The sequence below is a fragment of the Pseudobacteriovorax antillogorgiicola genome, from assembly GCF_900177345.1.
Lineage (GTDB): Bacteria > Bdellovibrionota_B > Oligoflexia > Oligoflexales > Oligoflexaceae > Pseudobacteriovorax > Pseudobacteriovorax antillogorgiicola.
Window position 1 is genome coordinate 59448 of the sequence record NZ_FWZT01000023.1, and the last position, 24682, is coordinate 84129.

A 24682-nucleotide genomic window follows, 5' to 3' on the forward strand; every position below is an offset into this window, starting at 1 on the left:
GTGTTCAAAGAAAACAAAAGACCACAAGCCGATTAGAAAACAGCAGTCGGCTCCTGCGTCACGTCAATTCCCTTTTCCGCGTCGATGTCAAACACTAGCACAGAATCCCCGTAAAAAGAACATGAGATAATCTTGCTAGGACTTCCACTCTCTTCCAAAATCGCCAGCTGATAAGCCGATTGGCGATAGTCAACACCAGCCCAGCGCTCGATAGGGAAATCGGGCTCAACTGCTCCATCGATCCGCTTCGCATCAATGGCATAGATCAAATCAGACGCCGACCAATAGGCTTCATCCCTAAACTGGTTGACAAAGACAAACTCATTACTCCCCTTTTTGGCAACGCCAAAATCACCTGGGTAACCTGTTCTAGCAAGTGAGGTAAAGCCCATGACACGCTTCACCTGAAACATCTCTTTGAATGACTTAGTAAACCCTCCCTCAGCGTCATCAGCAAGGGTTGTAGGATCTGGGAGGTCAAACACTGAGCCATCGTCTAGAATGTTAAATTTAAGAATATTGTTCGCATCTGTGGAGCCATTGCTAGCCACACCTCGATGAGACAGGTAGATCACCTTGCTATCATCGGTTTCCTGAACTTCCCAGAAGTTAGTTCGATAATACTTGATTCCATCAGTCTGGCTAGCGACGTCTTCGGGAGCTACATCAGTGACGGTCGTTCCATCGCCAATGTCTGCAGCTTGACCGGCAAGTTTATCCAGAAAAAAGTACAGAAACTTGAGCTCGTTGTTCGCGTAACGGTAGACAGTCTTACTTGATCCATCAACTTCAATTACCTTGGTCTCGTCTTTGTCTGTGACGCTGCCCATTTCTTTTAGAGGAAAATCGTTCCTTTCCGCCTCAGATAGATTCAAAATCGCCATCTGAAATGGGTAGCGAGCTGATATGGTTCTGATTGCAGCTAGACTCGCTTCAAAATTATCTGGAATTTCATTTTCGCCGTCCACCGTGATGGTCGTTGTCGTGCTGTTGGCGTTGTTTGCCAGATTGATATCTAAGCTAAGCTTATCAATGGCACTGTAGTCGCCTTGAGTCTGCTCACCAAAGTCTGTAGGGAACGCCAGAAGATAATCATCTGTGCTTGTCTCATAGATATACATCGCGCGGCGAGCGTAAGCGTAGTCTCTGACTTTCTTAAAGCTCGTCGCTCCCACATCGCTACTGTTGATGGAAGCCACGTAGATTTCACCACCAAGACAAGACACAACAGCCCAAGTGCTTGATGAACTGATGATACCATTGATAGGTGAGCATTCTAGCTCTTGGGACACGTTTGTCACCAGGCTCCCATCGCTGCCTATCGTGTATATTTCCACAGAACCATTGCCGTCTAGGGCGGTTCTGTCAAAGGTAGCAATCATCAAGCTGCTGCGAGTAAAAATCGAGCGCCCCATTCGTGGTACTTTGTGAGTACCGACCTTTTCAGAGCCAGCCTCCTGAGAAAGATCCAAAGTTAGAATAGAGCCTGTGTTATAGTTGCGATCAAAGTCCGAGTTCAGGACAAAGGAGTACTGCCCGGATGTAGCTACGTCGACAGGGCCAGCTATCCGATTATCTATGCTCGGAAACTTCTCATCTGTGGTGCAAGATAGGACGCCCAGGGAGACGGAAATTACCGAGATTATTTTTCTTATATGGATTGAACCAACGAACATTGGTATATACTCCTTACTAAACAATACAATTTCGCGCCTTTACAATGTCATTGAATGACAATGGAAGGCAATGTTAATTTTTGGTTGTACCATGGTCTTGAGGCTAGTAATAACCGATTTGAGCCTACCCTTTGAGTAGGTAGAATCAGGACAAGAGTTAGGAGTAAGTATGGCGTCTGTTAATAAAGCGATTATTTTGGGGAACCTTGGACAGGACCCTGAATTAAAATACACACCTAGCGGCACTGCAGTGTGTACTCTCAGCGTAGCTACAACGGACGTTCGCAACGATCCTAATGGTGGCCGACAGGAGCGCACAGAGTGGCATCGCGTTGTCGTCTGGAGCAAACAAGCGGAAAATTGCGCCAAATATCTCAGCAAGGGCCGCAGTGTTTATGTAGAAGGCCGCATCCAAACCCGTAGCTGGGAAGATCAAAGCGGTCAAAAGCGCTACTCTACAGAAGTGGTCGCGCAAACTGTCCAGTTCATTGGTGGCGGAGCGTCATCTAGGAACAATGAGTACAGCAGCCAGCCCAGCGGCGGCTACCAGCAGCAGAACAAGAGCAATTTCACACCACCACCAGCTGATCCATCCCCAGCTGACCACAGCTTTGGCGGACCTGATACTGCAAGTTTGGATGATATTCCCTTCTAGAATATCGACTCCAGGGCAAAGGCGGAGTGGTTCACTTCGCCTTTTTTGTAAAAATAGCTACATTTTCTCACGCCCCCCTACAAGACTTCATAAACACTCGAAATTAAAAGATTTATACCTCATGCCTTGAGATTGGCCCGATTTCAGGGGATAATCAGGTCAGTTTTTGACCTGATTAGAACATTTAATCGGGTCAGATTTTGACCCGATTAGGAAGCTTAATTGGGTCATAAATCAACCTGATTATCTGAAACAAATGGGGCGTAGGAGTCAAAAGTATTCACTCATGACATACATCTGGCAAAAAAAGAATTGGACGCAGTTCAACTGGGACTCAAACGAACTGATAACACCCCTTGCAAAAGCAAGAAAGTGCCAAGGCTATCTATTAGGCAAAGCCGATTTCTTAAAACTAGAGTCCGAAGCTGATCTCTTTGTTGAGGAAGCTTATCAAACCAGCTCCATTGAAGGGGAAGCACTCTCCAAAAAGAGCATCAGGTCCTCCGTCGCAAAACGCCTTGGACTAACTGCAGCCGGATTGCCTGAAGCAGAGAGAAAAGCAGATGGCTTGGTTCAAATCCTTGTGGATGCAACCAAGAATTATCATACTCCCCTCACAAATGAGAGACTATGGGGCTGGCAGGCCGGACTATTTCCGACAGGGTACTCAGGTATCCGCAAATTAGATGTCGGCAAGTACAGAAGTAGTACTATGCCTATGCAAGTTATTTCTGGGCCGATGGGTAAGGAAAAGGTGCACTTCGAAGCACCCCCATCAATCTCTGTTGGACCCGAAATGAAAAGATTCCTCAGTTGGTTCAACTCCTTACCAAATCAAGAAACAGACGGAATTATCAAGGCTGCTTTAACGCATTTTTGGTTCATCACGATCCATCCATTTGAAGACGGAAATGGAAGAATTGCGAGGGCCATTACTGATATGGCCCTAGCTCAGGATGAAAAATCAAGTAGAAGACTCTACAGCCTGTCGTCCGCAATCAACAAGCATCGAACATCCTACTACAAGATCCTAGAGAGCTGTCAAAAATCTCAAGGCGATCTCACCCCATGGCTGACTTGGTTCCTAGAAATCTTCTGTGATTGCCTAGAATCATCAAAGAGTATGATTCTAACAGCAGAAAAAGTTTCTTACTTCTATCAGAACATCAGTCAGAGCACATTAAATGCTAGACAACAGAAAGTTATCGATAAGATTATCAGGAAACTACCAGAAGAATTCGAGGGAGGGCTAAGCAACAAGAAATATGTAAGTATCACTAAAACATCCCCAGAATCAGCTAAGAGAGACCTTAGAGACTTGTTAGACAAAGGAATTTTATTAAAGAACGAAGGAAAGGGACGTGCATTTAGCTATCGCTTGAACGAAAAACTTCTTGCTCCCCCCAACAATTGACTCATATCCGAATTCCAGCCCCGCCCATGATAGACAGCAAGTTATCAAACCCCTGCGAAGTTCCCAAGAGAAGCTGATTGCGAATAAAAATCTTTAGGTGAAACGAACCACCAAAGTGAAACTTCTGGCCAATCCCTAGATTGAACATGATATGGTTCTGAGAAAGAGGGTCAGGTCGACCGTTGCTGCCATAAGAGTCTGTTTCAGAAATAGTCGCACCGATCTGATTGTTAGCTATGGTAGCCTGCTCATTTTGCTCTTGGTTTTCGGTATTATCCGGGGTGAATAAGCCCCTAGGCACCTTGCCATTAGCTAAAACATCGCGTTTTTCATAAAAGGTGGAACTAGCAATCCCCGCCCCTAGCTCTACAAAAAGATCGAAGTAACTGGTGTTATTCAAGAACACCAACTGCTTGCCATAAACTGGAGTCCATACAAGGTTCGCCATGATGAGGTTGTTAATCTCACGAATAGGAACATAGGCGGGGCCAAATCGGGGGAAATTGTTGCCATCTTCATCGGCATTCTGAATCAGACCAGCATCCCCATCAACAAGAGCACAGGCGGGCCCCACTTCATCTTGGGGATCGTAGAAAAAATTCTCGATACAGGTTCTTTCAGATCGATCTTCATTGATACCGAGGGTTAAATCCAGCCCCACGCCCCAAGTTTCTGACATAAAATATGTCACCCCCCCACCGACAAGAACGGTATTGAGGTAGGATTGGTTCATGATGATTCCTAAACTAGGAACGCTTATCTCGATCTTCTTCCGCTTTGGATAGATCTTTTTCTTAACCACGTCCCGACCCTCGGTCGCCTTACGATAGGTCGCGCTCCAAGCCATCGGACTTAAAGCTAAGGATACACAGAGTCCTAAAGCTCCTAACCAGCAATATTTTTGCATGGTTGTTGGCCCCTTATCAAAAAATTTTGCCTAAGAGATAAGAAGGCCTTGAGCCTTCTTATCTTACTGGGTCATAGAAGCGAAGGTCGACTCGAGCAGTTGCAAGCGGTTGGTGCAATCGTCTTTGGCAGCGTTTAGGGTTTGATCATCAGCGTCAGCATCGATATCCTTAGGTACAGAAAAATAAAACTTTATTTTTGGTTCAGTACCTGACGGGCGCGCGCTGATTTTCGAGCCGTCTTCCAATGTAAATTGTAGCACGTTGGAACTTGGGAGTGGGACTTGATCTGTGGGCTGAAACTTCCCATCGATCTGTTCGTACTCTTGGCTCGTTTGCAAATCTCTCATCTTAAGCACAGAGATTCCGGTAATTTCTCGTGGTGGTGTGGAGCGCAGGCGATCCATCATCGCGCTGATTTTTGCGGCCCCTTCCATACCAGGTAGAGTCACCGTCTTAAGTGATTCCATATAAACACCATGACGGCGATACATCTGATCGAGAACATCACTACAAGTAAGGCCCTTAGCCTTATAATGGGAGATCATTTCCGCCGCGATGCAGCAGGCTGAAACTGCATCCTTATCCCGAACGAAGCTACCAGCAAGAAAGCCAAAGCTCTCTTCGCCACCACAAACATACTTGCGATAGGGCTTCACCCGACCAGCCTCGATATCCTCTACAAGTTGGCAAATCCACTTGAACCCCGTAAGAGTCTCTTCGCAGCTCGCCCCGTAGTGAGTCGCAATTTTTTCCTGCAAGTCGGTAGTAACAATCGTCTTAATCACCAAGGGGTTGTCAGGCAGCTTGCCGAGGGCCTTTTGCGAGGAAAGGACATAATCCACGAGCAGACACCCAATTTGATTACCATTGAGAATGGTGTAATCATCCCCTTCTTTGACTACAATACCAATCCGATCAGTGTCAGGATCAGTACCCATTATCAAGTCGGCATCAAGCGAGCGGCCGAGGTCGATAGCCATCTTTAATGCTTCTGGGTCTTCAGGATTAGGAAACTTTACTGTTGGAAAGTCACCGTTAGGATCTCTCTGTTCGGGAACAGAAATCACATCCTGGAAGCCGAACATGTTCAAGGCTTTTTCTACAGGAAAAGCTCCCGTACCATGGAGCGGAGTGTAGACGATTTTAATGGGTGCTCCATCTGTAAAGCCCCGAAGTTCCGCAACTCGCTCGAAGTAGGAGTCATCTAGCTCACGCCCCACCTCTTCGATCAAGCCCTTTTCCAGGCCCTTTGAAAAAGACATCACTTTGATATCCTCATAGGCCTTGAGCTTTGAGTAGCGATCAATCACAGCTTGATCGTGAGGCGGTACAATCTGCCCACCAGTCTCCCAGTATACCTTATAGCCATTATAGTTCGGAGGGTTATGGCTGGCTGTTACACAAACACCACCGACACACTTAAAATACCGAACCATGAACGACAGCATGGGAGTCGGTCGCAGCTCCTTGGTGATATATGCCTTGATCCCATTAGCCGCCATCACTTCAGCAGTTGCTTCTGCAAAATCCCTGGAAAAACGACGGGAGTCGTATGAGATAGCAATGCTTTTATCACTTCGCTCGGGAAAGAATTCGTTGATATGGTCAGCAAAGGCTTGGGTAGCCTTTCGAACGTTATAAATATTCATGCGACTGGTGCCAGCACCTAGAATGCCGCGCATTCCACCAGTTCCAAACTCAAGATCTTTATAGAATCTTTCTTTTAGCTCTTGGCTATTACCCTCGTCGAGAAGACCTTGAATCTCTCGGCGGGTATCTACGTCAAAAACTGCGGATGTTGCCCAATAATTTGCTTGAGCCTTCAATTCGCCTTCCAACCTGGCCTCCTGGGACGCAAATTTACGGTCTATAAGAGTCGAGCATAGGACAGGAGACGCTAGAAGAAAAGAGGAAAGGAGCGTCTAAGGCTCCCAGGGCCATTCAGCGACGATCGCTTCCAGCTCTGCATTGCTCTGACTTGCCTGAGGATAGGTCATAAGTGCAACTAAGCCAAAGCCATTGTAGCGATGGCCACCACATAGCTCTCGGCCGGTCATGAGCGGCTGAACGTTTGCCCCCACAGTCGGCAGGTTAATCATAACATTTGGGGCTTTCACCAACGGTAGATAAGCTTCCAATTGATTTTTATCACCGACGAGCGAGGTCACATGGGACGCATTGGTAGTATTTGCCCAAGAAATTGCCTCTTCCATCTCTTCATAGGGATATATCACAACGTCTGGGCACATGAAGACATTACTCTGATAGGAACTGCTATCATCAAATTCATTAAAAACGTGAACTCCTGGGGACACAAAAAATCCTTGGGAGCTTGGATCGTAGGCCTTACCCCACACCAAGGTTTCTTCAGCCTCGCGCTTGGCCATTGTTTGAAAGCGCAAAAACTTGTCCACAGCTTTTTGGGAGTAAAGCGGCCCCATGAGGGGTTTGTCCTCGCTGTCGGTCGGGCCGATACGAAGATTGTGAATCACCGGAACCACCTTCTCACCAAAGGCTTCCAGCTGATCTTTGTGAACAAAAATCCGGCTCGTGGATGTGTTCAATTGCCCAGCGCTCTTCACGACACCCAGCAAAGACAAGCGAATGGCATCATCCATACTAGCTGAGGAATGAATGATGACAGAGTTCTTGCCTCCAGATTGGAGCATCAACTCTCGATCGAGAACGTGGGAGTAGTCACCCCGAATTGTATCGCAGTGCTCTCGGGAGCCAGAGTAGATCACGCCTTTGATCCGTCTGTCCTGGAGCGCCTTTGAGAAGTACTGATAGTTGCCGAAAACCACATTCACAGCACCATTAGGCAACTCTAAGTTTGACAAGAGATGAGATAAAATAAGGCCGTTCAAGGCTGCATGGCTCGATGGCATGATTACCAAAGGACAACCAGCGACCAAGCCTGCAATCAAAGACTGAACGACTGTATTCAGAGGCGTTGAAAACGTCTGAAAAACCGCGCAGACCCCGAGGGGCTGTAGAGCGAACTTCGCATCGCCACCCTGAAGCCGGTAGGGCGTCACGATCGATTCAATTAATTGATCTCGCTTTTCCAACACTTGGTTGAGCTGACGTATGGCTGAATTAAAATCTTGTTCAGCTTCCCACAAGGGCTTGCCCGCCTCGTGCCGCAGGGCGAGTACCAAAAGATCTCGATAATCTACTGTAACCTGTCTAAATTTTTCGAGAAATTCTAGCCTTTGGTCCAGGCTTAAGGAGCTAAGTTCTGAAAATGATTGATGAGCTGCATCGATCGCTTGTTCCACAAGGAACTTGCTGGTGTTAACATGCACCAAACGCTGGCCGTTGCTGGGATTCAGGGAACCACTTAGGTCCTGGCCGCGACGATCGTTGACCCACTCACCACCAATCCAATGACCTTTGAAGTCTGCGGGATATTGTTTCGATTCTAGAACCTGTTGGATCGTATCCAGAGTCATCTCGGCCTCCCCATCGTCCGATTTTGGCTTCTTTTATTATAACTCCTCAAGCTCGCTTTTTAGAACCTAATCCAACAAATATCAGATGCTGTGTCATGCGGTGCTACCGTTCGGTATTTCGGCAGATTTTGAAAAAAACTTAAGTATTTTTACTATTTTCCCACACAAAATTCCGAAAAAATACGGTCCAGAAGATCATCATGCTCCACATCTCCAATAATCGAGCTCAAAGCGCGGATGGCGTGTTGCAGCTCAAAGGCTAGCATCTCTTCGTAAAGACCATCTTCGATTCCTGAAAAGAACCTTAGTAAGAAAGACTTACAGTCTTCAAGTGCTGTTGCGTGGCGGGCAGAAGTGATGAAAGGCTCTTCCTTTAGATTACCAACAAACCCATCCACTCGTGCAGCAATATCGCTACGAAGCAACTCTATCCCATCACCAGTCTTGCAAGAGATTTTGAGAGCCTTATCTTCGAAATCAAAGTCATTGGAGACTTGATCGATTTTATTAATCACCGGAATGCATTTTTCAGTCGGTACGGCAGCAATAGCCTCTTGAAAGTAAGTAAGCTCATCCTGGCTTGCATTAGCCGCCGTCAAAATAATCACCAAATCAGCCTCGTGGGCAAGCTTTACCGCCGCCCCTACGCCAATTTTCTCTACAACTTCTTCTGTACTTCTAATACCAGCTGTATCAACTAGCCGAATCAAGCGGCCTTTCACGAGGCAGCGCTCTTCCAGGTAATCACGGGTTGTCCCGGCAATATCAGTGACAATTGCCCTTTCCTTGTCGAGAAGTGCATTCATTAAAGACGACTTCCCCATGTTCGGAGCGCCTATGATAGTCACCATCAGGCCCGAGCTTGCAACTCGCCCGCTGTCATAGCTATTTTGCAAGGCCTCAACTCTGGTCAAGACCTGCTTCACTCGATCGCTAACGTGGTCCAACGCCACCCCTTGGGTGTCGCCTTCATCAGGAAAATCAATTCTCGCTTCCAGATAGGCCATTGCACCAATGATCTCGATGCGCAACTGCTCGATCACTTGACCCAGGCGCCCGGTAGCCAGCTGCCGAGCGGCCAGCCACTGCTGATGAGATCCGGCTTCAACCAACTCCCGAATACCCTCGGCAGCCGTCAAATCCACCTTGCCATTGAGAAAGGCTCGTTTGGTGAATTCCCCAGGCTCTGCTGGTCGACAGCCATGTTGAAAAAGACTCTTAAGGATTCGATTCACAATGTAAGGCCCGCCATGGCAGAAAAGTTCCGCCGAATCTTCTCCAGTAAACGACCGAGGCCCAGCAAAAAGCGCTAACATCAACTCATCCACCACATCACCCGTTTCGGGGTCAACAAACGATGAGAGAGTCATTTCTCGCTCAGGAAACTCATCTCGTTTTGGAAAGAAAGGAGCTAGCATCGAAAAGGTGCAAGCACCTGAGATCCTAATAATCGAAACCGCTGCTGCCCCTTGCCCAGAGGCTAGTGCGGCGATTGGTCTATCAGTATGCGAAAGCCCAGCATCTGCCGGGCTTGTCTTCGCATCCAATTTTTTAAGCTTAATCAGTTTAGACTTGCTCATACTGGCCGTCGGCCTCATCTTTCTTCTTAATCGGCAGAATCATCAGCTTACGATTGGGTCCAGTGCCTATTGATTTAGTATACACGCGATCGTCTTTGTCGAGGGCCATGTGGATGATCTTGCGATCGTATGAGCTTTTGTAATTCAGAACGATCGGTCGCTTGTTTTCATGAACTTTTTCAGAAAGGTCTCGTGCCAGTTCCACTAGATCAGTTTCTCGCTTTCGACGAACACCCTTCACATCGACGAAAATACGAAACGGCAATTCTCGCTTAAGGTGACGAGGCTTTTTGCGAAGGATGTGCTCTAGAGACTCGGCCAGTTTAGAGTTTTTAGCGATCTGTGCTGACATGTATTCGTCGTCTATATCAAGAATCAACCTTTGATCAGCAAGCTCTGCTGTGACCTTCACGTCCTGACCACTCACGTACTGACAAATGCCGGCGCAAAACTCTCGCAAATCATCTTTAAGTTCTTCGATTTCTCGATCACTCATATCTGCTTGCTCGTTAGTGCTTGCCGAAGCTGGCACTCTTTTTTTGCTGGAACCGTTGACTTTGCTCCAGGCTGCGATCTCTACTTTTTTCGCTAGAAATGAAAAGAATCCGCCATTGGTTTGAGAAACCACTCGATAATCAACATCACCTTGTTCGACATTGAGAAGGGACGCTGCTTCTTTTAGGGCTACATCTACTGTTTTTGCGGTTACTCTTACTTCTTCTGACGATCTATTCTGCATTTAACTCTCCTAATTAACTGTCAGTTTCTCTCAGCATCGGTTTGTCACAATTCTAAGTTGTTAGTTTCATGTATTGAAACCAGAATAAGACAGCTTTAACCAAACTGCTTGTCTAAGCGGCGATTGAGCCACTGCTGCTGTGCGATCGAAACTGCTGTGTTGGCTATCATATATAATACCATACCAGCGGGTAAGGACAGCATCATCACCGTAAATATGAGCGGCATCATGAGCATGATCTTCTCTTGATTCTTGTCCATACTGGGGTTTGGAGTCAGCTTCTGTTGGACAAACATACCAACCCCAAGCAATATTGGCGTTATGTAGTATGGATCAGCTGACGCAAGGTCATGAATCCAACCAAAAAATGGCGCATGCCGCAGTTCAATCGCTTGGGAAAGAACGTTATAAAAGGCGATAAACACGGGAATCTGAGGCAAAATGGGCAAACAGCCTTTAGCTGGGTTCACCTTATGTTTCGCCATAAATGCCATCAACTCTTTCTGCTGACGCTGCGGGTCATCTTTGTACTTCTCTCGCAGCTTTGTCATCTCTGGATTAAGCTTCTGCATCTTCTTCATCGAAACAGCAGCCGCCTTAGTCAAAGGGAAAAACAAAATTTTGAGAATGACTGTCACGATAATAATCGCAATGCCATAGTTATGTACCAGTGAGTAAAACCACTTTACTGCCAGAAGCAACGGCTTTGCTAGGATCGAGAACCAGCCAAAGCGCACCGTATTCGTAAACTTAGGATCTTCTTTTTCCAGAAGCTCAACATCTTTCGGCCCAAAATAGCCTTTAAAGTTGAGAGTTATCGATTGATTTGGCTCAACTAAACCCTGTTTTTGGTAAGCAACCAAACTAATCGGACAAATCGCGGCCTCAGAGGGAGGGCTCATGCGGTTCATAACAAAATTCATCTTGGTGTCGGGGCTTAAAACCGCAAGGAAGTAATGCAAATCAAAGCCGATAAAATCGAGACGCTCTTGATTCAAGGCCTCTCCAAAAACCATCCCATCAGAGTCTTCGCAATAGTCCTTGGCAATTTCTTCTTCTCGACTGCCATCAAGCCCATAGATGAATGCTTTGTTTTGGGCCATAAATGCTGCGGGGCCAAAGCCACCAGATTCCTGGGGGAGATAGACGTTTTGAAGTACAAGCAGGGAACTCGTCAGATCTGCCCGACTATCTGAAGTATTCGTGAAGGTCACAGCTAGATCAAGGCCATAGCCACTTTCTGGGACAACAAACTTTTGCTCTACCAGAAATTTATCCTGTTGCTTGCTGAAGCTGATTGTTTGACCATCACGGACCGCCGAGTAACCTTTTTGGGGTCTGCGACCCACAGGATCGAGGCTTCCCTGAACCATCATCGGGTTATCCAGAAGCTCGACGAGGGCATCCGATTTTTGTTCTTGGCGATAGTTCTTTAGCTTCACACTGAGCAAGGTCGAGTCCTGATCGAAAATAAAGACCCGGTTTTCAGTTTCGATGCGCAAGTCCTCTGGAGACAAGCGCTCCACTTGAGGCTCGCCGATGGCTGCTGGTTCGCTACTCGTTGCGACGCCTTCCTGGGGGCTCGTTTCGCCAGCTTTCTCTGCCGACTTAGCCTCTCGTAACTGCTCATTCAGAGCATCTAACTCAGCGCGCTCTTCAGGACTCATATCCTCTTTGATATTTTCCGCCATACGTCCGGAAAAATAATCTGGATACTTTTGTTGCATATAGTAGTTGTAGGCTACAAAACTGAACATGGTTGCGATAATGACGATGATCGTTCTTCTATCCATATTCATGGCAGGTCAATTCCTCCTGGATGCCATGGATGACACTTCCCTAAACGGGCCCCAATTTTGATGAAAGATTTTGGAACTGAGTATTTGTCGAAGCATTCCACCGCATACTGAGAACAAGACGGGTAGAACCGACAATTTTGTCCTAAGAGTGGCGATAAGAATCGTTGATAGGCCTTGATCAAAAGAATGAATAAGTGCCCCAGCATGGCTTCATAACCCTTTTTCCAAACTCTCGTAAGAACATACCTTGGTTGAGGATACAAAGCACGCGGCGTCTGCGGATCTCTTCAATTTTAGGAAACACGAGCCTGAATCTTCCGCGCCAACCTTACAAGCGAAGACTGTAAAGATTCTTTTAGCGTATGAACATCTGCATTAGCCGCCGGCTTGCGCGCGATGACTACAATGTCCATAGGAAGGCGATGATCCGAAATCGAACGGAAAGATTCTCTCAAGAGCCGTTTGACCTTGTTTCTGACAACAGCAATGCCCACTTTACGAGAAACAATCAACCCCATCCGTGTCTTGTCGAACTGTGCAGGTACACCTAAAACGACCAGATGCGGAGTCACCACTTTGATATTTTCATCTAAAGTGATCTTAAACTCCGCTCGCTTTAAGAGCCGATGTTCTTTTGGAAAACTAAACATGGCGAGGCTGTGGCCGGGATAAGCGGCTCACCCTTATTTTTGGTAGACAGAAACCGAAAGTCTCTTACGACCTTTAGCTCGTCTTCTTTTTAAAACGTTGCGACCACCAGGAGTTGCCATTCTGTAACGAAAGCCGTGAGATCGGATACGTTTTTTTCTACTTGGTTGATATGTTTTCTTTGACATAATTTACTCCCTTGATCTAGCCACTTAACTCGGTTTAAATAACGCACTTCATGAAATTCAATCTGCAAAATGTCAAGCAGCCGCAGGACTATATCAGAAGGTTTTTGCTATTTCAAGAGTACAAAGCTAGAAACTTCTCTCAAAAGCCATATTGACTTATTCACCAGACTAAGCTAATTTGCCTCATCCAAAAACTATCTCAAGAGTAGGTACCCTATGCCTGGACTCCAAAAAACACTATTTATATTAGTCATTTGGCTGTTGTCAGGCAGCTCTATCAGCGCGGCACCATCTCCTTACATCCGGATACAACCTGTTAAAATCATTAACGAGACAAAACGCGAGCGACTCGTCTACTGGCAACCCTGCGGCTCCGAATTTCAGGGTATTATCCTGGGGGGAAGTCAAAAACAACCTAAAATAGGCGCCGTTCTCAGCTTTCCTCAAAGCCAGTGCCTCAGCGCTTCCGAGAAGCGTGTGATCCCTTTGAGAGGACTACTCAGCCAAAAGCTAATAAGGAAAGCAATGAGCTTTAACCCTCTGCACGAATCGCAACGTCTCATGTGGCTTCCCACAGAGAATACGTATATCCACCGGCAGCAGCTTTACTCAAATTACCGAACTTATTGTAGCAAGCCTCTTGGCCAAGTCGTGAAGAAGGTAGGCTCTGGGCTTTCCGTAGCAGTGCTTGGCACAAAAAGTCCCAGCACTTGCCCCCTAATGACCAAGACCACAAAGTTTCGCGGATTATCAAAGTACATTCAGAACGTGCATATTAGCCGCGACTCGCACAAGCCTTACCGGACACTCTTACGCCCTATTCGCCAAGGTTCTATCACAAGGCACCAAAGCTACACAGAGCTACGCTATCTACGCTATTGTCATGAGGCTCCCATTGGCCTGGTAAAAAAGTCGGGCAAATTTGCTGTACTCGTGGCCCAATATAGCCGCGATATCTGCGCACCCGGCGTCGTGCCAAGGTCTTGGGCTGCTTTTCAAACTAAGCTATTCCAATCCCAGCTCGCAGACGACAACCTGATCTCATTTCAATCCTTACCCAACACACCCCTAAGCCTTGTCAGCCCAAACTCTATTGCGATGAAAGCCAACAAACTTCAAATCACCACGCCTAGGGCGTGCCCCGGCTACCAAGGACTGGTTTACCGTGAAACCAGCGATACCATTCTTGTATCCACCCTCAGACCACTCACACAGAGTCCGTGCAAAAACAAGCCAACAAGGGTATCGTTAAAGCTCAGCGGCTTCGCCGAGGAATCTCGCCAAGTCGCACCTCTTAGAATCGTTTACTAACTTGGATCATGAATGCGTTGTTGGATAGAACTATCGCGTAAGGCGCTGATTGAAAACTATAGGATTTTCGAACGCGTATCGTCACCGTCCGAACTCATGCCGGTGATCAAATCCAATGCTTATGGTCACGGCCTGAAAGAAGTCTACGCCGCCCTTTGTAGTGTGGTAGCTCCGACCTGGCTCGGGGTAAACTATGTGGAAGAGGCCGAAGAGCTAAGAAGCTTTGGCTATCAAGGCTCTATATTAGTCGTTGGCCCGGTGCCCCAAAGCCTTTACGAGCAGGCAGCCAGGGCGCGAGCGGATATATTCATCGGTGATCTTTTCAGCTTAGAGACCTGGCTGCAATTGCCTTTAAAACCAAAGATTCACATCAAAATCGATACGGGTATGTCTCGCCAAGGCTTCGAGCCTGAGATGCTACCTAAGATCTTAGAAACTCTTAAACCATTCAAGAGCGATATCGTTGGCCTAGCTAGCCATTTCGCCAACGTGGAAGATGTTGTCGAATTATCCTATGCACACAAGCAGCTAGAACGCTTCGAACAAGGTCGCAAGGCTCTAGATACCGCTGGGCTCCACATCAAAACTCACATTGCATCAAGCGCCTCAACACTGCTTTTAGAGCAAGCTCACTTTAATATTACTCGGGTTGGGATCTCTATGTTTGGCCTATGGCCGTCTCAAGCCACAAGGCTTTCCTACCTTCAAACCCACGATAAGTTGGAGAATCTGAAGCCAGTTCTGTCTTGGCTCACAGAAGTTGCCCTAACCAAGACCGTTCGGGAGGGCGACTGTATTGGCTATGGCTGCACGTACAAGGCCATGAAAGATATGACCATTGCTGTGTTACCCGTGGGTTACTACGAAGGTTATCCTCGGATTGCTAGCGGCCGCGGGAGCTATGTCTTAATCAAAGGGAAACGGTGCCCCATAGTAGGCCGTATATGCATGAATATGATGATGGTCGACATCAGCCACCTCAGCAAAGTGCAAACTGGCGATCGGGTAACTCTCATCGGGAGCGATGGCTCAGAAACCATAGACGCCGAAACACTGGGGGCTTGGGCAGAAACCATCCACTATGAGGTACTCACCTGCCTTAACCCTAGAATTCCGAGGAAGGTACTGGATGATTGATCCTCGAAAACTTTGCCAGATTGAGTTTCCAACAGAAGATTTAGATGCTGCCATCACATTTTACGAAGTGGTCTTAGGCTGGCCCACCGTGCCTATCGAGATTCATCGCTATGTCGTGCTACAAACCCCAAAAGACTGCCCCTACGGTATCAGCCTCGTGCCGAGCCACGAGGAAATTGGTCAGGGCCCCGTACTTTACTTCAAGTCAGAAGGGTCTCTAGCTCTGGATCAAGTTGAAGCCCTGGGAGGGCGGCTGGTATTTCGCGATCAGCGGCTCCCGGGGTATGGGGTCATCACTATGATCGAAGACCCATCCGGCAACCGCATTGGTTTCTTTAATAAGAGCTTAGATTAAACTCGCTCCACTAAACCTTGCTGGCTAAGACGGGCGTTATCACTAATATAACCATCTGTGAAAGCCGCACCATCTTTTACAGGCCACTTTCGCTCAATGAACGCCCGTGTCACCGCTTCCTTAATCCGACGATTTTCTGAAGTGGTATCAGATAAGAAAGGTTCCAGGTACTGAGCAACCTCATTGGATTCCTGCTCAATTAAGGACTCCGCAGCAGCAAAGCGCACTCGCTCGTCAGAATCTTTCAGAAAGTGACTGATACTTTCTTCAAAGCCACTTAGCTGGAAGTCTCTCATATAGCAGAGAATATCGTAGTTCTTGTCGACCTTTGCCTGATCGAATCGAACGTCTTCTAAAACCAAAGCCGCCTTGAGAGATTCGACAACTTGCTTCTCATCCGTCACAGCTTTGAGAGCTTTGATCGGCCAAGCGATGCGATCCGTTTTCTTGATCCACTCTTCGATCACAGGAACACCTTCTTCCCCAAAACGAATCACTCCTTTTAGGGCCAGATCTTTTTCACGACTATCTAAGATACCGTGCTCTAGACTATATTCGAAGCGCGAAAGCAGGGCATTAATCACTCGTTCCGCACCTTCTGCATCGTCTGCCAAAAACTTCAGAGCCGACCAGCGATCTTCCTTGATAGCTTTTGGATTCTTCACAAGCTTCGCTGCCTTTTCGAGCCGCTTTTCTGAGCGTGTGGCTTGATAGTCTTTAAATTTCCCAAAGAGTCCCATGTTTATCCTTCCAAGTGGACCTGTGACCACGAATACATCCTTCGACAAACTCTAGTCTAGAACGGGCTGAACATCCGTGACAACATCCTCACCAAATTTTTCTTGCAATTCCTTAAAAACGCCATTCATCAGTGTGATACGTGATGAAGGACAACCTTGACAACCGCCACCCAAGCGAATCGTTGCTACACCCTCACCATATGCTTCCAAGCGAGCGAAACCGGAGTGCAACTCCAACATCTTTGAAACCGGACCTTCTAAGTATAGAGCAATTTCGTTAGCTACCCCTTCAAAGAGATCACTAGTCAAAGGCTCAACAAAGCTGCCATCATCATCCATTCCCAACATAGCTCGCATGGCATCCATAGCCTCAGTTTCATTGAGCCCATGAGCAACCTTGCCCGACGGTCCGTGGGTCGCCTGCCAGCTCCCATCAACTTTTTGACTTAGTTCAACGGCATTAAGGGATTGTTCGATAGTTTCTTCCAAGGCTCGATCCTTTCTCTGCGCTCAAGTGAGCCGAATTTTCACCCTACTTTCCACGAGTCCCTAGCCCATGTCAAGGGACCAAGCCGCATTAAGCGGAAAAGTGTCCTCTAATACGGAGCGGCATTTCCAACACCGCGAGATAGCACCAGTGCAAATCCTGCATCCAACTCAGGAGTTCCTAGGTAGGTATCCTGGTTTACCTCAGATGCCAACACTTCCACCGTCCAAACCCCTTCTTCTGCCTGATCAATAATGACACGCTCAACCGTGTCGATCTCGTCAGGAGCACCATCTGGCTGGGACTGGGTCGAATCCTTAAGTCCAGCATTACCCCAGAACACCTGACCCGACGGAGACGTCAAACGAAGATCCAGATCGTTTACCCGAGCCAAACCGCTGCCAATAACCCCAGGAGGGTCACGATAAACCAATGTCGCCAGAACAGAATCGCCTGGGCCGATTACAAACTCTTGTTGAAAGCGGTCATTCATCTGCAAAGGCACCGACTCGTTAATAATGGTCAGGTCCTGACGCTGCCGATATATCTGGCGAAGATCTGGAAATCCCCACCCTTGATGAAACCGATTCATGTCGCCATCACGTCCGGCGAAGGCGTATTGTGCAGCACCATGAATGAGAAGAGCCTTAGCGGTCGCACTATGAAGCCTATCTTGACGATCGATACCATTCAAATCGCCGCGCATCGCCATTTCCAAGAGAAGTCCAACATGCCCGGCAACCATCGGGGTCGCTCCCGACGTACCTCCGAACTCAATATAGCCGCCGCCAAGATTGGTCGTGTAGGTAGTATCCATATATCCAACTAAATCTGGCTTAATCCTACCGTCCTCGGCGGGTCCGATGCTGCCACGACTAAACTTACCTGCATCCCATTGATCATCGCTGGGATCAGCAGTCTCAAAGTGGTAAACGCCACCAACGGATATAACGTTCTTTGCCCAAGCTTGAGGTCTTGACCAGCGCGTGCCAGCATTGCTTTGCGACTGCATGATAGGAATATCCAAATCAAAAACGATCTGATCCATTTCAGCCGAGCGAAGGGTATAATCCAATGTTGTGCTATATCCCCAAGATGCTGTTTGGAACATGACTCCATGATCTTCGATCAATCGCTCAGTAAGCTCATAACGGCCCCCTTGGGCCCGACTGCCCGGTTCCTCCAAATACAGCTGCGTGTAGTGGGTATAGTAGCCCTGGCCATTGGGCAGTAAACCACGAGACTTCTCATTGCCCAAACCACTGCCAAATAAGATCCCAAATGTCTTATGGCCATGGCTTGATACGGTGAGGTTATCAACGCCAATTGGCTTTTCACGAAATTCACTGGCAGCAAAATCCGGATGACTGGGGTCAATACCTTCTAATACATGCCCTTTAATACCTACCCCTGTATAGGCGGGAACTGCCGAATCCTGAGCAAAGTTAGTTTCTAGGTAGTTAGCCCCTCCTTGAATCCTGGCATTGTCCATATCCAATTCAATGTTTTGGGAGTCAGGCTCAGCCCAAATCACCAAGGGACTTTCAAGTAGTTCGTCCAACTGAGAACGGCTTTCAACAAGCCCATGAAAAAAGCCCGCTTTCGAATACGAAAGAACTTTGATGCCGCGATTGACTAACTCAGCCCGAAGCAGTTCCATTTGGCTCCGCTCTGCGGCCTGAATCAACCAAACCTTTTCTTCGGAGGCATACCCCCCAACTGGCACTTTCCAGCTGGAATGAAAGTTTTTAACCCAAGAAACAAAGGAGAGACCCACAAGCTGATCAACGAGCTTTTGTTCCCCAGCCAGCACAAGCCGATGGCCTCCCATCACCCGCAGGACTCGCGCCCCGTGACCCTGCAACCAGTCTCTTATGCTCGGTACAAGCGGCGTCTGTAACTGGACCAGATAGAGACCGGTGGGGGAACTCTCAAGACTTAAGTCAAAACGCAGTGGCAAGCTGGTTGATTTTGGCCGGGGCACGGACCAAACCTGATTGCCGTAATTTGCTGTATAGCTTTGTCCTTGTTCTCGCCACTCAAGAGACACAAGCTCCCCATCCAAGCCGAAGCTTCGCACAGAATCGATGCTGGCGTTGGTTTGATGAACTGTTTGACCTTGAACAACGATTTTCTCAGATGAACCTGTTTTTATAATTTGATATGGAAGCTCTCTGGCTCCACAAGAGCCGAGAAAGAAAACTGCTACGCATCCGATTATTGAAGTTTTCATAGCATCACCATGTCCTTGGATGGGGGCTGCGATTTTTTGACACATTATCTCCGATCGAGTTGTCAATTCAAATCAAATTTTGTGAAAGCTGTATCTGGTATGATAAAAAATCCAATGATCTTAAAGAACTTCAGGAGAAAACATGACTCATCCGAATCCTCACATTTGCGCCATCTTGCTTGCGGCAGGGAAAGGCACGCGAATGAAAAGCAAGCTTCCCAAAGTCCTCCATGAAGTCGCTGGAACACCCATACTCTCTAGAATTCTACATACACTCCGTAGCTCAGGAGTCCAACAGCACTGTCTTGTCCTAGGAGGAGACTTACAGAATTTTGATGGCATCTTAAAGGAAAATTCAGATATCACCTGTGTGATCCAGAAAAACAGGCGTGGCACGGGGGACGCCGTGGCTTCCGCCCTATGTGCCTTCGAGGGCTACAATGTGCCATCTTATGCTTCAGGCGAAGTCTACGCAGGCTCTGTCGTCAATGCCAGTCATGTTTTGATAAGTGCGGGTGATACTCCTGCCTTGTCAGCAAAGGTCCTGTCAGACTTTGTCGAACGCTCACTAGCTGAGGATGCCAAGCTATCTGTTATAGGCATGCGCCACCCGAAACCCTTTGGCTATGGCAGACTAGTTGTAAACGATGGCACCCTTGACAAGATTGTCGAGGAGAAAGACGCGGACGCAGAAACTCGGAAAATCAACCTATGCAACACCGGAGTCATATTCGCTGAAACCAAGTTTCTTTTCGATTTGGTCCATCAGCTCAACAATAATAATGCCCAGGGGGAGTATTATTTGACGGATTGCTTTGAGCTTGCTCGTGAACAAGGCTCCCCTGCGATGGTTTTTGAAACCGAAGAGTTCCGATCATTCGACGGGGTCAATAACCGTAGCCAACTTTGTCAGATCGAAGATTGGATCATTGCTCAAAAACGATTAGAACTCATGCAGGAGGGCGTTACCTTTAAACTGCAAGACACCTGCTATGTGGAAGACCAGGTTAGTATTGGCCCTGACTCAACGATTGGCCCCCACTGCAGCTTGATTGGTCATACCAAAATTGGAGCCAACTGCGTGATCGGTGCCCAGTGCATCATAGAGAACCAGATTTTACCCGATGGCACAGTCATTGAGCCAGGCTCAGTATTGCGAACTTAGAAACTTGTTACGAATTTGCGCCAAGTAGCCTAGCTTATTCTGAGGAGCGCTAGGCTCGATTGGTTAGATTCTTTTTCATAAGGAATTGAAGATATGTGTGGAATTGTTGGCTATGTCGGCCCGCGCAACGCGGTTCAACTTGTGTTTGATGGCTTAAAAAAACTTGAATATCGAGGCTATGACTCAGCCGGAATCGCAGCGATCAAAAATGGTCAAGTTTACCTAGAAAAAGAAAAAGGGAAGCTTGTTAACTTAGGGGCAAAACTCGACCAACTGCCTAGCGAATCTCAACTAGCTGTAGGCCATACTCGTTGGGCCACCCACGGCGGACCAAGCCAGGTCAACGCCCACCCCCACCAAAGTGAAGGGGTAACAATTGTACACAATGGCATTATTGAAAACTACGACACCCTAAAGTCCGAGCTAAAAGCTCAGGGTGTCGAGTTCAACTCGGATACCGATACGGAAGTGATCGCGCACGTCCTCAGCCAAGAGTATGCAAAAGACAGTTCTCCTCAAAAAGCTCTGCTCCGGGGAATTGCAAGACTCAATGGCGCTTATGCCCTAGGGGTTCTTTTTTCTGGTCAAGCCGACACTATTTTTCTAGCTAAGGAGGGCTCTCCCTTAGTCATCGGCGTGGGTCAAGACGAGAACTATTTTGGTAGCGACATCACAACCTTCGCAGAAGTAGCAAAGCAAGCCATCTTCCTTAATGATGGGGAATGCGCCTCGATTAGCGCCAAGGAAGTCAGGCTCTGGGATTTTTCAGGAGCCGAACTTAAACATCACTACACCAGCATCAACTGGACTCCTGGCAGTGCCGAGAAGCATGGCTATCGACATTACATGCTGAAAGAGATCCACGAACAGCCTTCAGTGATTTCCCACTCTATCGAACACTTTTTAAAAGACGGCAAGCTCAATGAAGAAGCTTTGGGTATTACCAAGCTTGACTTAGATAAGATCCAAGACATTAACATTGTCGCCTGTGGTACAGCGTTTATTGCTGGCTTACTAGGGAAGTATTTTATAGAGCCCCTCACAGGCCTGCCAGTAAACGTGGATCTTGCCAGTGAGTTTCGCTACCGCAATCCCCACATGCTGGACGAAGGCCGAACCCTGGTCATCGCCGTATCGCAGTCAGGGGAAACTGCTGATACCCTTGCATCGCTCAAGCATGCAAAGGAAGCTGGTTGCCAAATTTTCAGTGTCTGCAATGTCGAGTACTCGTCTATCGATCGTATCAGCGATAGCACCTTACTGATGAACGCCGGTCCGGAAATTGGGGTAGCCTCCACCAAAGCCTTTACCTCGCAGATCTTGTGCCTCTATCTTTGGGCTAACGCCTTTGCCAAGCAAATTGGCAAACTTTCTCCGGAGCAAGAAAACCAAATGACTCAGGAGCTGCACAGCCTTCCGGTTCACATCGATCTTGCCATGAATTCCGAAGACAAGGTAAAAACCATCATCAATGACTACTATGAGTCACCGAACTTTTTATATATAGGTCGCGGCCCTAGCTATCCTATTGCACTGGAAGGGGCTCTCAAGCTTAAAGAAATCTCCTATATCCACGCAGAAGGTTACGCCTCTGGCGAATTGAAGCATGGCCCCATAGCCCTTGTGGATCGCCACATGCCCATTGTTGCCATCGCGCCTCAGGATGAGTATCACGACAAGAGCATCAGCAATATTGAAGAGGTTCGCGCCCGTGAAGGCATGGTGATTGGAATTGGCCACGACAAGGATGACAAGCTACAAGCCGTTTGCAACGATGTGATCCCTTGTCCGCAGGTCAACAACCCGGCGTTCCAGGCAATATTGTCATCGATTCCCATTCAATTCTTGGCCTATCACATTGCTGTCAAGCGCGGCACCGATGTGGATCAACCGCGAAACTTAGCCAAATCAGTTACTGTCGAATAAAAAGACCGGGCTGCATAGCCCGTCTCAAGAGGATCATGTGAGCCACCTACTCGAAAAATTAAACCAAGCCCAAAAACAAGCTGCCTCCCACATGGATGGCCCCTTTGTTGTCTTTGCCGGAGCCGGCAGTGGCAAAACTAGGATCATCACCACACGCATCGCCTACCTCATTGAGCACGGCGTGAGACCCTGGGAGATCTTAGCTGTCACTTTCACTAATAAAGCAGCGGGAGAGATGAAGGAACGGGTCGAAGCCATATGCCCCGAAGCCAAGCGCGCTACGATTACCACGTTTCATTCTGCCTGCGCTCGCTGGCTAAGAGAGTTTGCATCAGAGCTTGGCTTTCAAACTAATTTTTCGATTTATGACGATAGTGACTCCAATAAGCTCCTAAAAAAACTACTAAAGGAGGCAAACCCTAAAGGGGATATTCCCAACCTCCTGGCCGACATGAAGTCGTTCCTTCACATTGTGAAAACCAACGGCTACTTTCCCTCCGATGTGGAGCGCCTTCACCAAGAGATGAGCCACCTGATCCCCATCGGAGGGGTCGCCCTGTACCGCCGCTATCAGGAGGAACTAGCCAACTGCAACGCTATGGATTTTGGTGACTTGCTACTTAACGTTTTGTTACTACTGAGACGCAACAAGACTGTTTCGGATATTTTAAGCCAAAGATTCCGCCATGTGCTAGTGGATGAGTTTCAGGATACCAATCGGACCCAGTTCGAAATTATCCGGCGCCTGAGCGAGCGTCACGGCAATCTTTTTGTGGTTGGGGACGACGATCAGTCTATCTATAGCTGGCGTGGCGCGACTCCTGCCAATATCATTGACTTTCAACGAACCTTTCCAGGTGCGAAGAAAATCGCCCTTGAGCAAAACTACCGGTGCTCCGGGAATATTGTAAAAGCGGCTAGCACGATGATCGCCAAGAACGTTAATCGAGCCGAGAAAACTCTTTTTACAGAAGCTCACGAAGGCGATTCCATCGACCTTCACATCGAGTCTGATGGTGAAATGGAAGCCTGGTGGGTGATCAATAGCATCAAACAGGAACGCCCTAACTTTCCTTATGATGATGTTGCTATTTTCTACCGAACCAATAGCCAGTCTCGCTCCTTAGAAGAGGCACTCCGACGCGAAAATATTCCCTATACGATATTTGGTTCTGTTGAATTCTACGATCGTATGGAGATCAAGGATATCCTCGCCTATCTAAAAGTACTCGTGAATCCCAATGATGCGATATCAATCACAAGGATTATCAATACTCCCACTCGCGGCATCGGTGCGAAGGCTGTTGAAACTATAGAGCGAGAGACCAAGTCACGGAAACTTCCGATGATGGACGTCATCCGCCAGCTAGCAGACGAGAAAATCCCACGAGTCAGCCCTAAGTTCCGTTTCTTCGTTGATTTAATGGATGCTCTCAAAAAAGATCTTTTGGGGCGCCCACTTCCTGAAGTCATCGAAACATTGCTCGAAGCCATCGAGTACCCGGAGTATCTTAAGAAAAAATTTCCCGATCAGTACATCGACAAAACTGATAATATCCACGAACTTGGATCTGCAATTGCCGATTTCGCCAAGCGGGAGCCAGAAGCGACATTGGACGATTGGATTCAATCCATCACCCTCGTCCGTGATCGCCAGGATCTCGATACTGTGTCTGGCGTATCGCTAATGACCTTGCACATGGCCAAAGGGCTTGAGTTCCGACGGGTCTATCTTACAGGCATAGAAGATGGGCTGCTTCCTCACCGCAATAGCGTTGAAGATAATCAGCAACTCGAAGAAGAACGACGCCTCCTATACGTAGGCATCACCCGAGCTAAGGAAAAGCTCAGCCTCACAGGAGCAAGCAGAAGGCGGACATTTAACAACTACGTCGTCAATAGCCCGTCTCGGTTCATTGCCGAGCTTCCTCAGGAAACCCTGAACGTAAGCTTCGCCGCGAAACAGGTGCTTGATGCCTATCGAGCTGACGACGAGCAACCCGACGAAGAATATTTTGAGCATACCCAAGAGGAATACTCATACGAACCGGAACCAGAAGCCCTAGAAAAAGGCAGCAGCGTGTCTCATCCCACCTATGGCCGTGGCGTGGTGGAGGGCTTCGAAACGAAGTTTGGCCAAACCAAAGTGATTGTTAAGTTTTATGACTTTGGTTTTCGCAAAATCAAAGCATCGCAATTGAATGCAGCAAGTTCGTCTTTAGATTACTAGGCTAGCTCCTGGCTGCGCTTCTTCTTATCTTGAACG

Annotated in this window: 21 protein-coding genes; 8 read left to right on the forward strand and 13 right to left on the reverse strand. The window is 47.7% G+C overall.

Features of this window, described 5'->3' with window-relative positions; genetic code table 11:
* Positions 1-32: 32 nt before the first annotated feature.
* Positions 33-1676: a hypothetical protein gene (locus B9N89_RS24375; protein WP_132323631.1), complete on the reverse strand. Its 1644-nt coding sequence runs from the start codon at positions 1674-1676 to the stop codon at positions 33-35.
* 169 nt (positions 1677-1845) lie between these two features.
* On the opposite strand from B9N89_RS24375, the gene B9N89_RS24380 reads away from it, so the two are divergent.
* Positions 1846-2331 (forward strand): single-stranded DNA-binding protein, encoded by a 486-nt coding sequence (locus B9N89_RS24380; RefSeq protein WP_132323633.1) that lies wholly within the window; start codon positions 1846-1848, stop codon positions 2329-2331.
* A 286-nt stretch (positions 2332-2617) separates the two neighbouring features.
* Complete coding sequence (locus tag B9N89_RS24385) at positions 2618-3745, forward strand: Fic family protein (protein WP_200820785.1); 1128 nt, start codon at positions 2618-2620, stop codon at positions 3743-3745.
* A gap of 1 nt (position 3746) precedes the next feature.
* Here B9N89_RS24385 and B9N89_RS24390 read toward each other — a convergent pair whose 3' ends face one another.
* The 9 genes from B9N89_RS24390 to rpmH form a co-directional block, all read right to left on the reverse strand.
* Positions 3747-4652 (reverse strand): outer membrane beta-barrel domain-containing protein, encoded by a 906-nt coding sequence (locus B9N89_RS24390; protein ID WP_132323637.1) that lies wholly within the window; start codon positions 4650-4652, stop codon positions 3747-3749.
* Between the two features lie 63 nt (positions 4653-4715).
* A complete protein-coding gene (locus B9N89_RS24395; protein WP_132323639.1) occupies positions 4716-6491 on the reverse strand; it encodes a phospho-sugar mutase in 1776 nt (591 codons plus the stop codon).
* 84 nt (positions 6492-6575) lie between these two features.
* Positions 6576-8108 (reverse strand): aldehyde dehydrogenase family protein, encoded by a 1533-nt coding sequence (locus tag B9N89_RS24400; protein WP_132323641.1) that lies wholly within the window; start codon positions 8106-8108, stop codon positions 6576-6578.
* A gap of 152 nt (positions 8109-8260) precedes the next feature.
* On the reverse strand, positions 8261-9688 hold the full coding sequence (gene mnmE, locus B9N89_RS24405; protein ID WP_159455608.1) for a tRNA uridine-5-carboxymethylaminomethyl(34) synthesis GTPase MnmE: 1428 nt from the start codon (positions 9686-9688) through the stop codon (positions 8261-8263).
* The gene (locus B9N89_RS24410; RefSeq protein WP_132323645.1) at positions 9675-10427 is read right to left on the reverse strand and encodes a R3H domain-containing nucleic acid-binding protein; all 753 of its coding nucleotides are present in this window, start codon (positions 10425-10427) and stop codon (positions 9675-9677) included. The genes mnmE and B9N89_RS24410 overlap by 14 nt, the downstream gene beginning before the upstream one ends.
* Positions 10428-10522: 95 nt before the next feature.
* Positions 10523-12226, reverse strand: coding sequence for a membrane protein insertase YidC (gene yidC / locus B9N89_RS24415; protein ID WP_132323647.1), 1704 nt, complete (start codon positions 12224-12226; stop codon positions 10523-10525).
* Complete coding sequence (yidD, locus tag B9N89_RS32500; RefSeq protein ID WP_132323649.1) at positions 12223-12432, reverse strand: membrane protein insertion efficiency factor YidD; 210 nt, start codon at positions 12430-12432, stop codon at positions 12223-12225. Before yidD ends, yidC begins: the two co-directional genes overlap by 4 nt.
* 87 nt (positions 12433-12519) lie before the next feature.
* Positions 12520-12876 carry a ribonuclease P protein component gene (rnpA, locus tag B9N89_RS24425; RefSeq protein ID WP_132323651.1) on the reverse strand — a complete coding sequence of 119 codons (357 nt, stop codon included), beginning with the start codon at positions 12874-12876 and terminating at the stop codon, positions 12520-12522.
* Between the two features lie 33 nt (positions 12877-12909).
* Entirely contained in the window at positions 12910-13062 is a 153-nt protein-coding gene (gene rpmH / locus B9N89_RS24430; RefSeq protein ID WP_132323653.1) for a 50S ribosomal protein L34, read from the reverse strand.
* Between the two features lie 216 nt (positions 13063-13278).
* Between rpmH and B9N89_RS24435 the strand changes: the two genes are divergently transcribed.
* From B9N89_RS24435 to B9N89_RS24445, 3 genes are read left to right on the forward strand one after another with little or no spacing between them, the layout of a single operon-like run.
* Entirely contained in the window at positions 13279-14373 is a 1095-nt protein-coding gene (locus B9N89_RS24435; RefSeq protein ID WP_143478261.1) for a hypothetical protein, read from the forward strand.
* A 12-nt stretch (positions 14374-14385) separates the two neighbouring features.
* Complete coding sequence (gene alr / locus B9N89_RS24440; protein ID WP_132323657.1) at positions 14386-15510, forward strand: alanine racemase; 1125 nt, start codon at positions 14386-14388, stop codon at positions 15508-15510.
* Positions 15503-15865: a VOC family protein gene (locus tag B9N89_RS24445; protein ID WP_132323659.1), complete on the forward strand. Its 363-nt coding sequence runs from the start codon at positions 15503-15505 to the stop codon at positions 15863-15865. Before alr ends, B9N89_RS24445 begins: the two co-directional genes overlap by 8 nt.
* On the opposite strand, the gene B9N89_RS24450 is transcribed toward B9N89_RS24445, so the two are convergent.
* The 3 genes from B9N89_RS24450 to B9N89_RS24460 form a co-directional block, all read right to left on the reverse strand.
* Positions 15862-16605: a HEAT repeat domain-containing protein gene (locus B9N89_RS24450; protein ID WP_132323661.1), complete on the reverse strand. Its 744-nt coding sequence runs from the start codon at positions 16603-16605 to the stop codon at positions 15862-15864. The genes B9N89_RS24445 and B9N89_RS24450 overlap by 4 nt on opposite strands.
* Positions 16606-16656: 51 nt before the next feature.
* Positions 16657-17094, reverse strand: coding sequence for a NifU family protein (locus tag B9N89_RS24455; RefSeq protein ID WP_200820786.1), 438 nt, complete (start codon positions 17092-17094; stop codon positions 16657-16659).
* A 107-nt stretch (positions 17095-17201) separates the two neighbouring features.
* The gene (locus tag B9N89_RS24460; protein ID WP_159455609.1) at positions 17202-19325 is read right to left on the reverse strand and encodes a S8 family serine peptidase; all 2124 of its coding nucleotides are present in this window, start codon (positions 19323-19325) and stop codon (positions 17202-17204) included.
* A gap of 142 nt (positions 19326-19467) precedes the next feature.
* Here B9N89_RS24460 and B9N89_RS24465 point away from each other — a divergent pair, with 142 nt between their 5' ends.
* From B9N89_RS24465 to B9N89_RS24475, 3 genes are all read left to right on the forward strand, one after another.
* Positions 19468-20490 carry an NTP transferase domain-containing protein gene (locus B9N89_RS24465; RefSeq protein WP_132323665.1) on the forward strand — a complete coding sequence of 341 codons (1023 nt, stop codon included), beginning with the start codon at positions 19468-19470 and terminating at the stop codon, positions 20488-20490.
* A gap of 93 nt (positions 20491-20583) precedes the next feature.
* A complete protein-coding gene (glmS, locus tag B9N89_RS24470; RefSeq protein WP_132323667.1) occupies positions 20584-22416 on the forward strand; it encodes a glutamine--fructose-6-phosphate transaminase (isomerizing) in 1833 nt (610 codons plus the stop codon).
* Between the two features lie 37 nt (positions 22417-22453).
* A complete protein-coding gene (locus B9N89_RS24475; protein WP_132323669.1) occupies positions 22454-24646 on the forward strand; it encodes an ATP-dependent helicase in 2193 nt (730 codons plus the stop codon).
* The last annotated feature ends 36 nt before the right edge of the window (positions 24647-24682 follow it).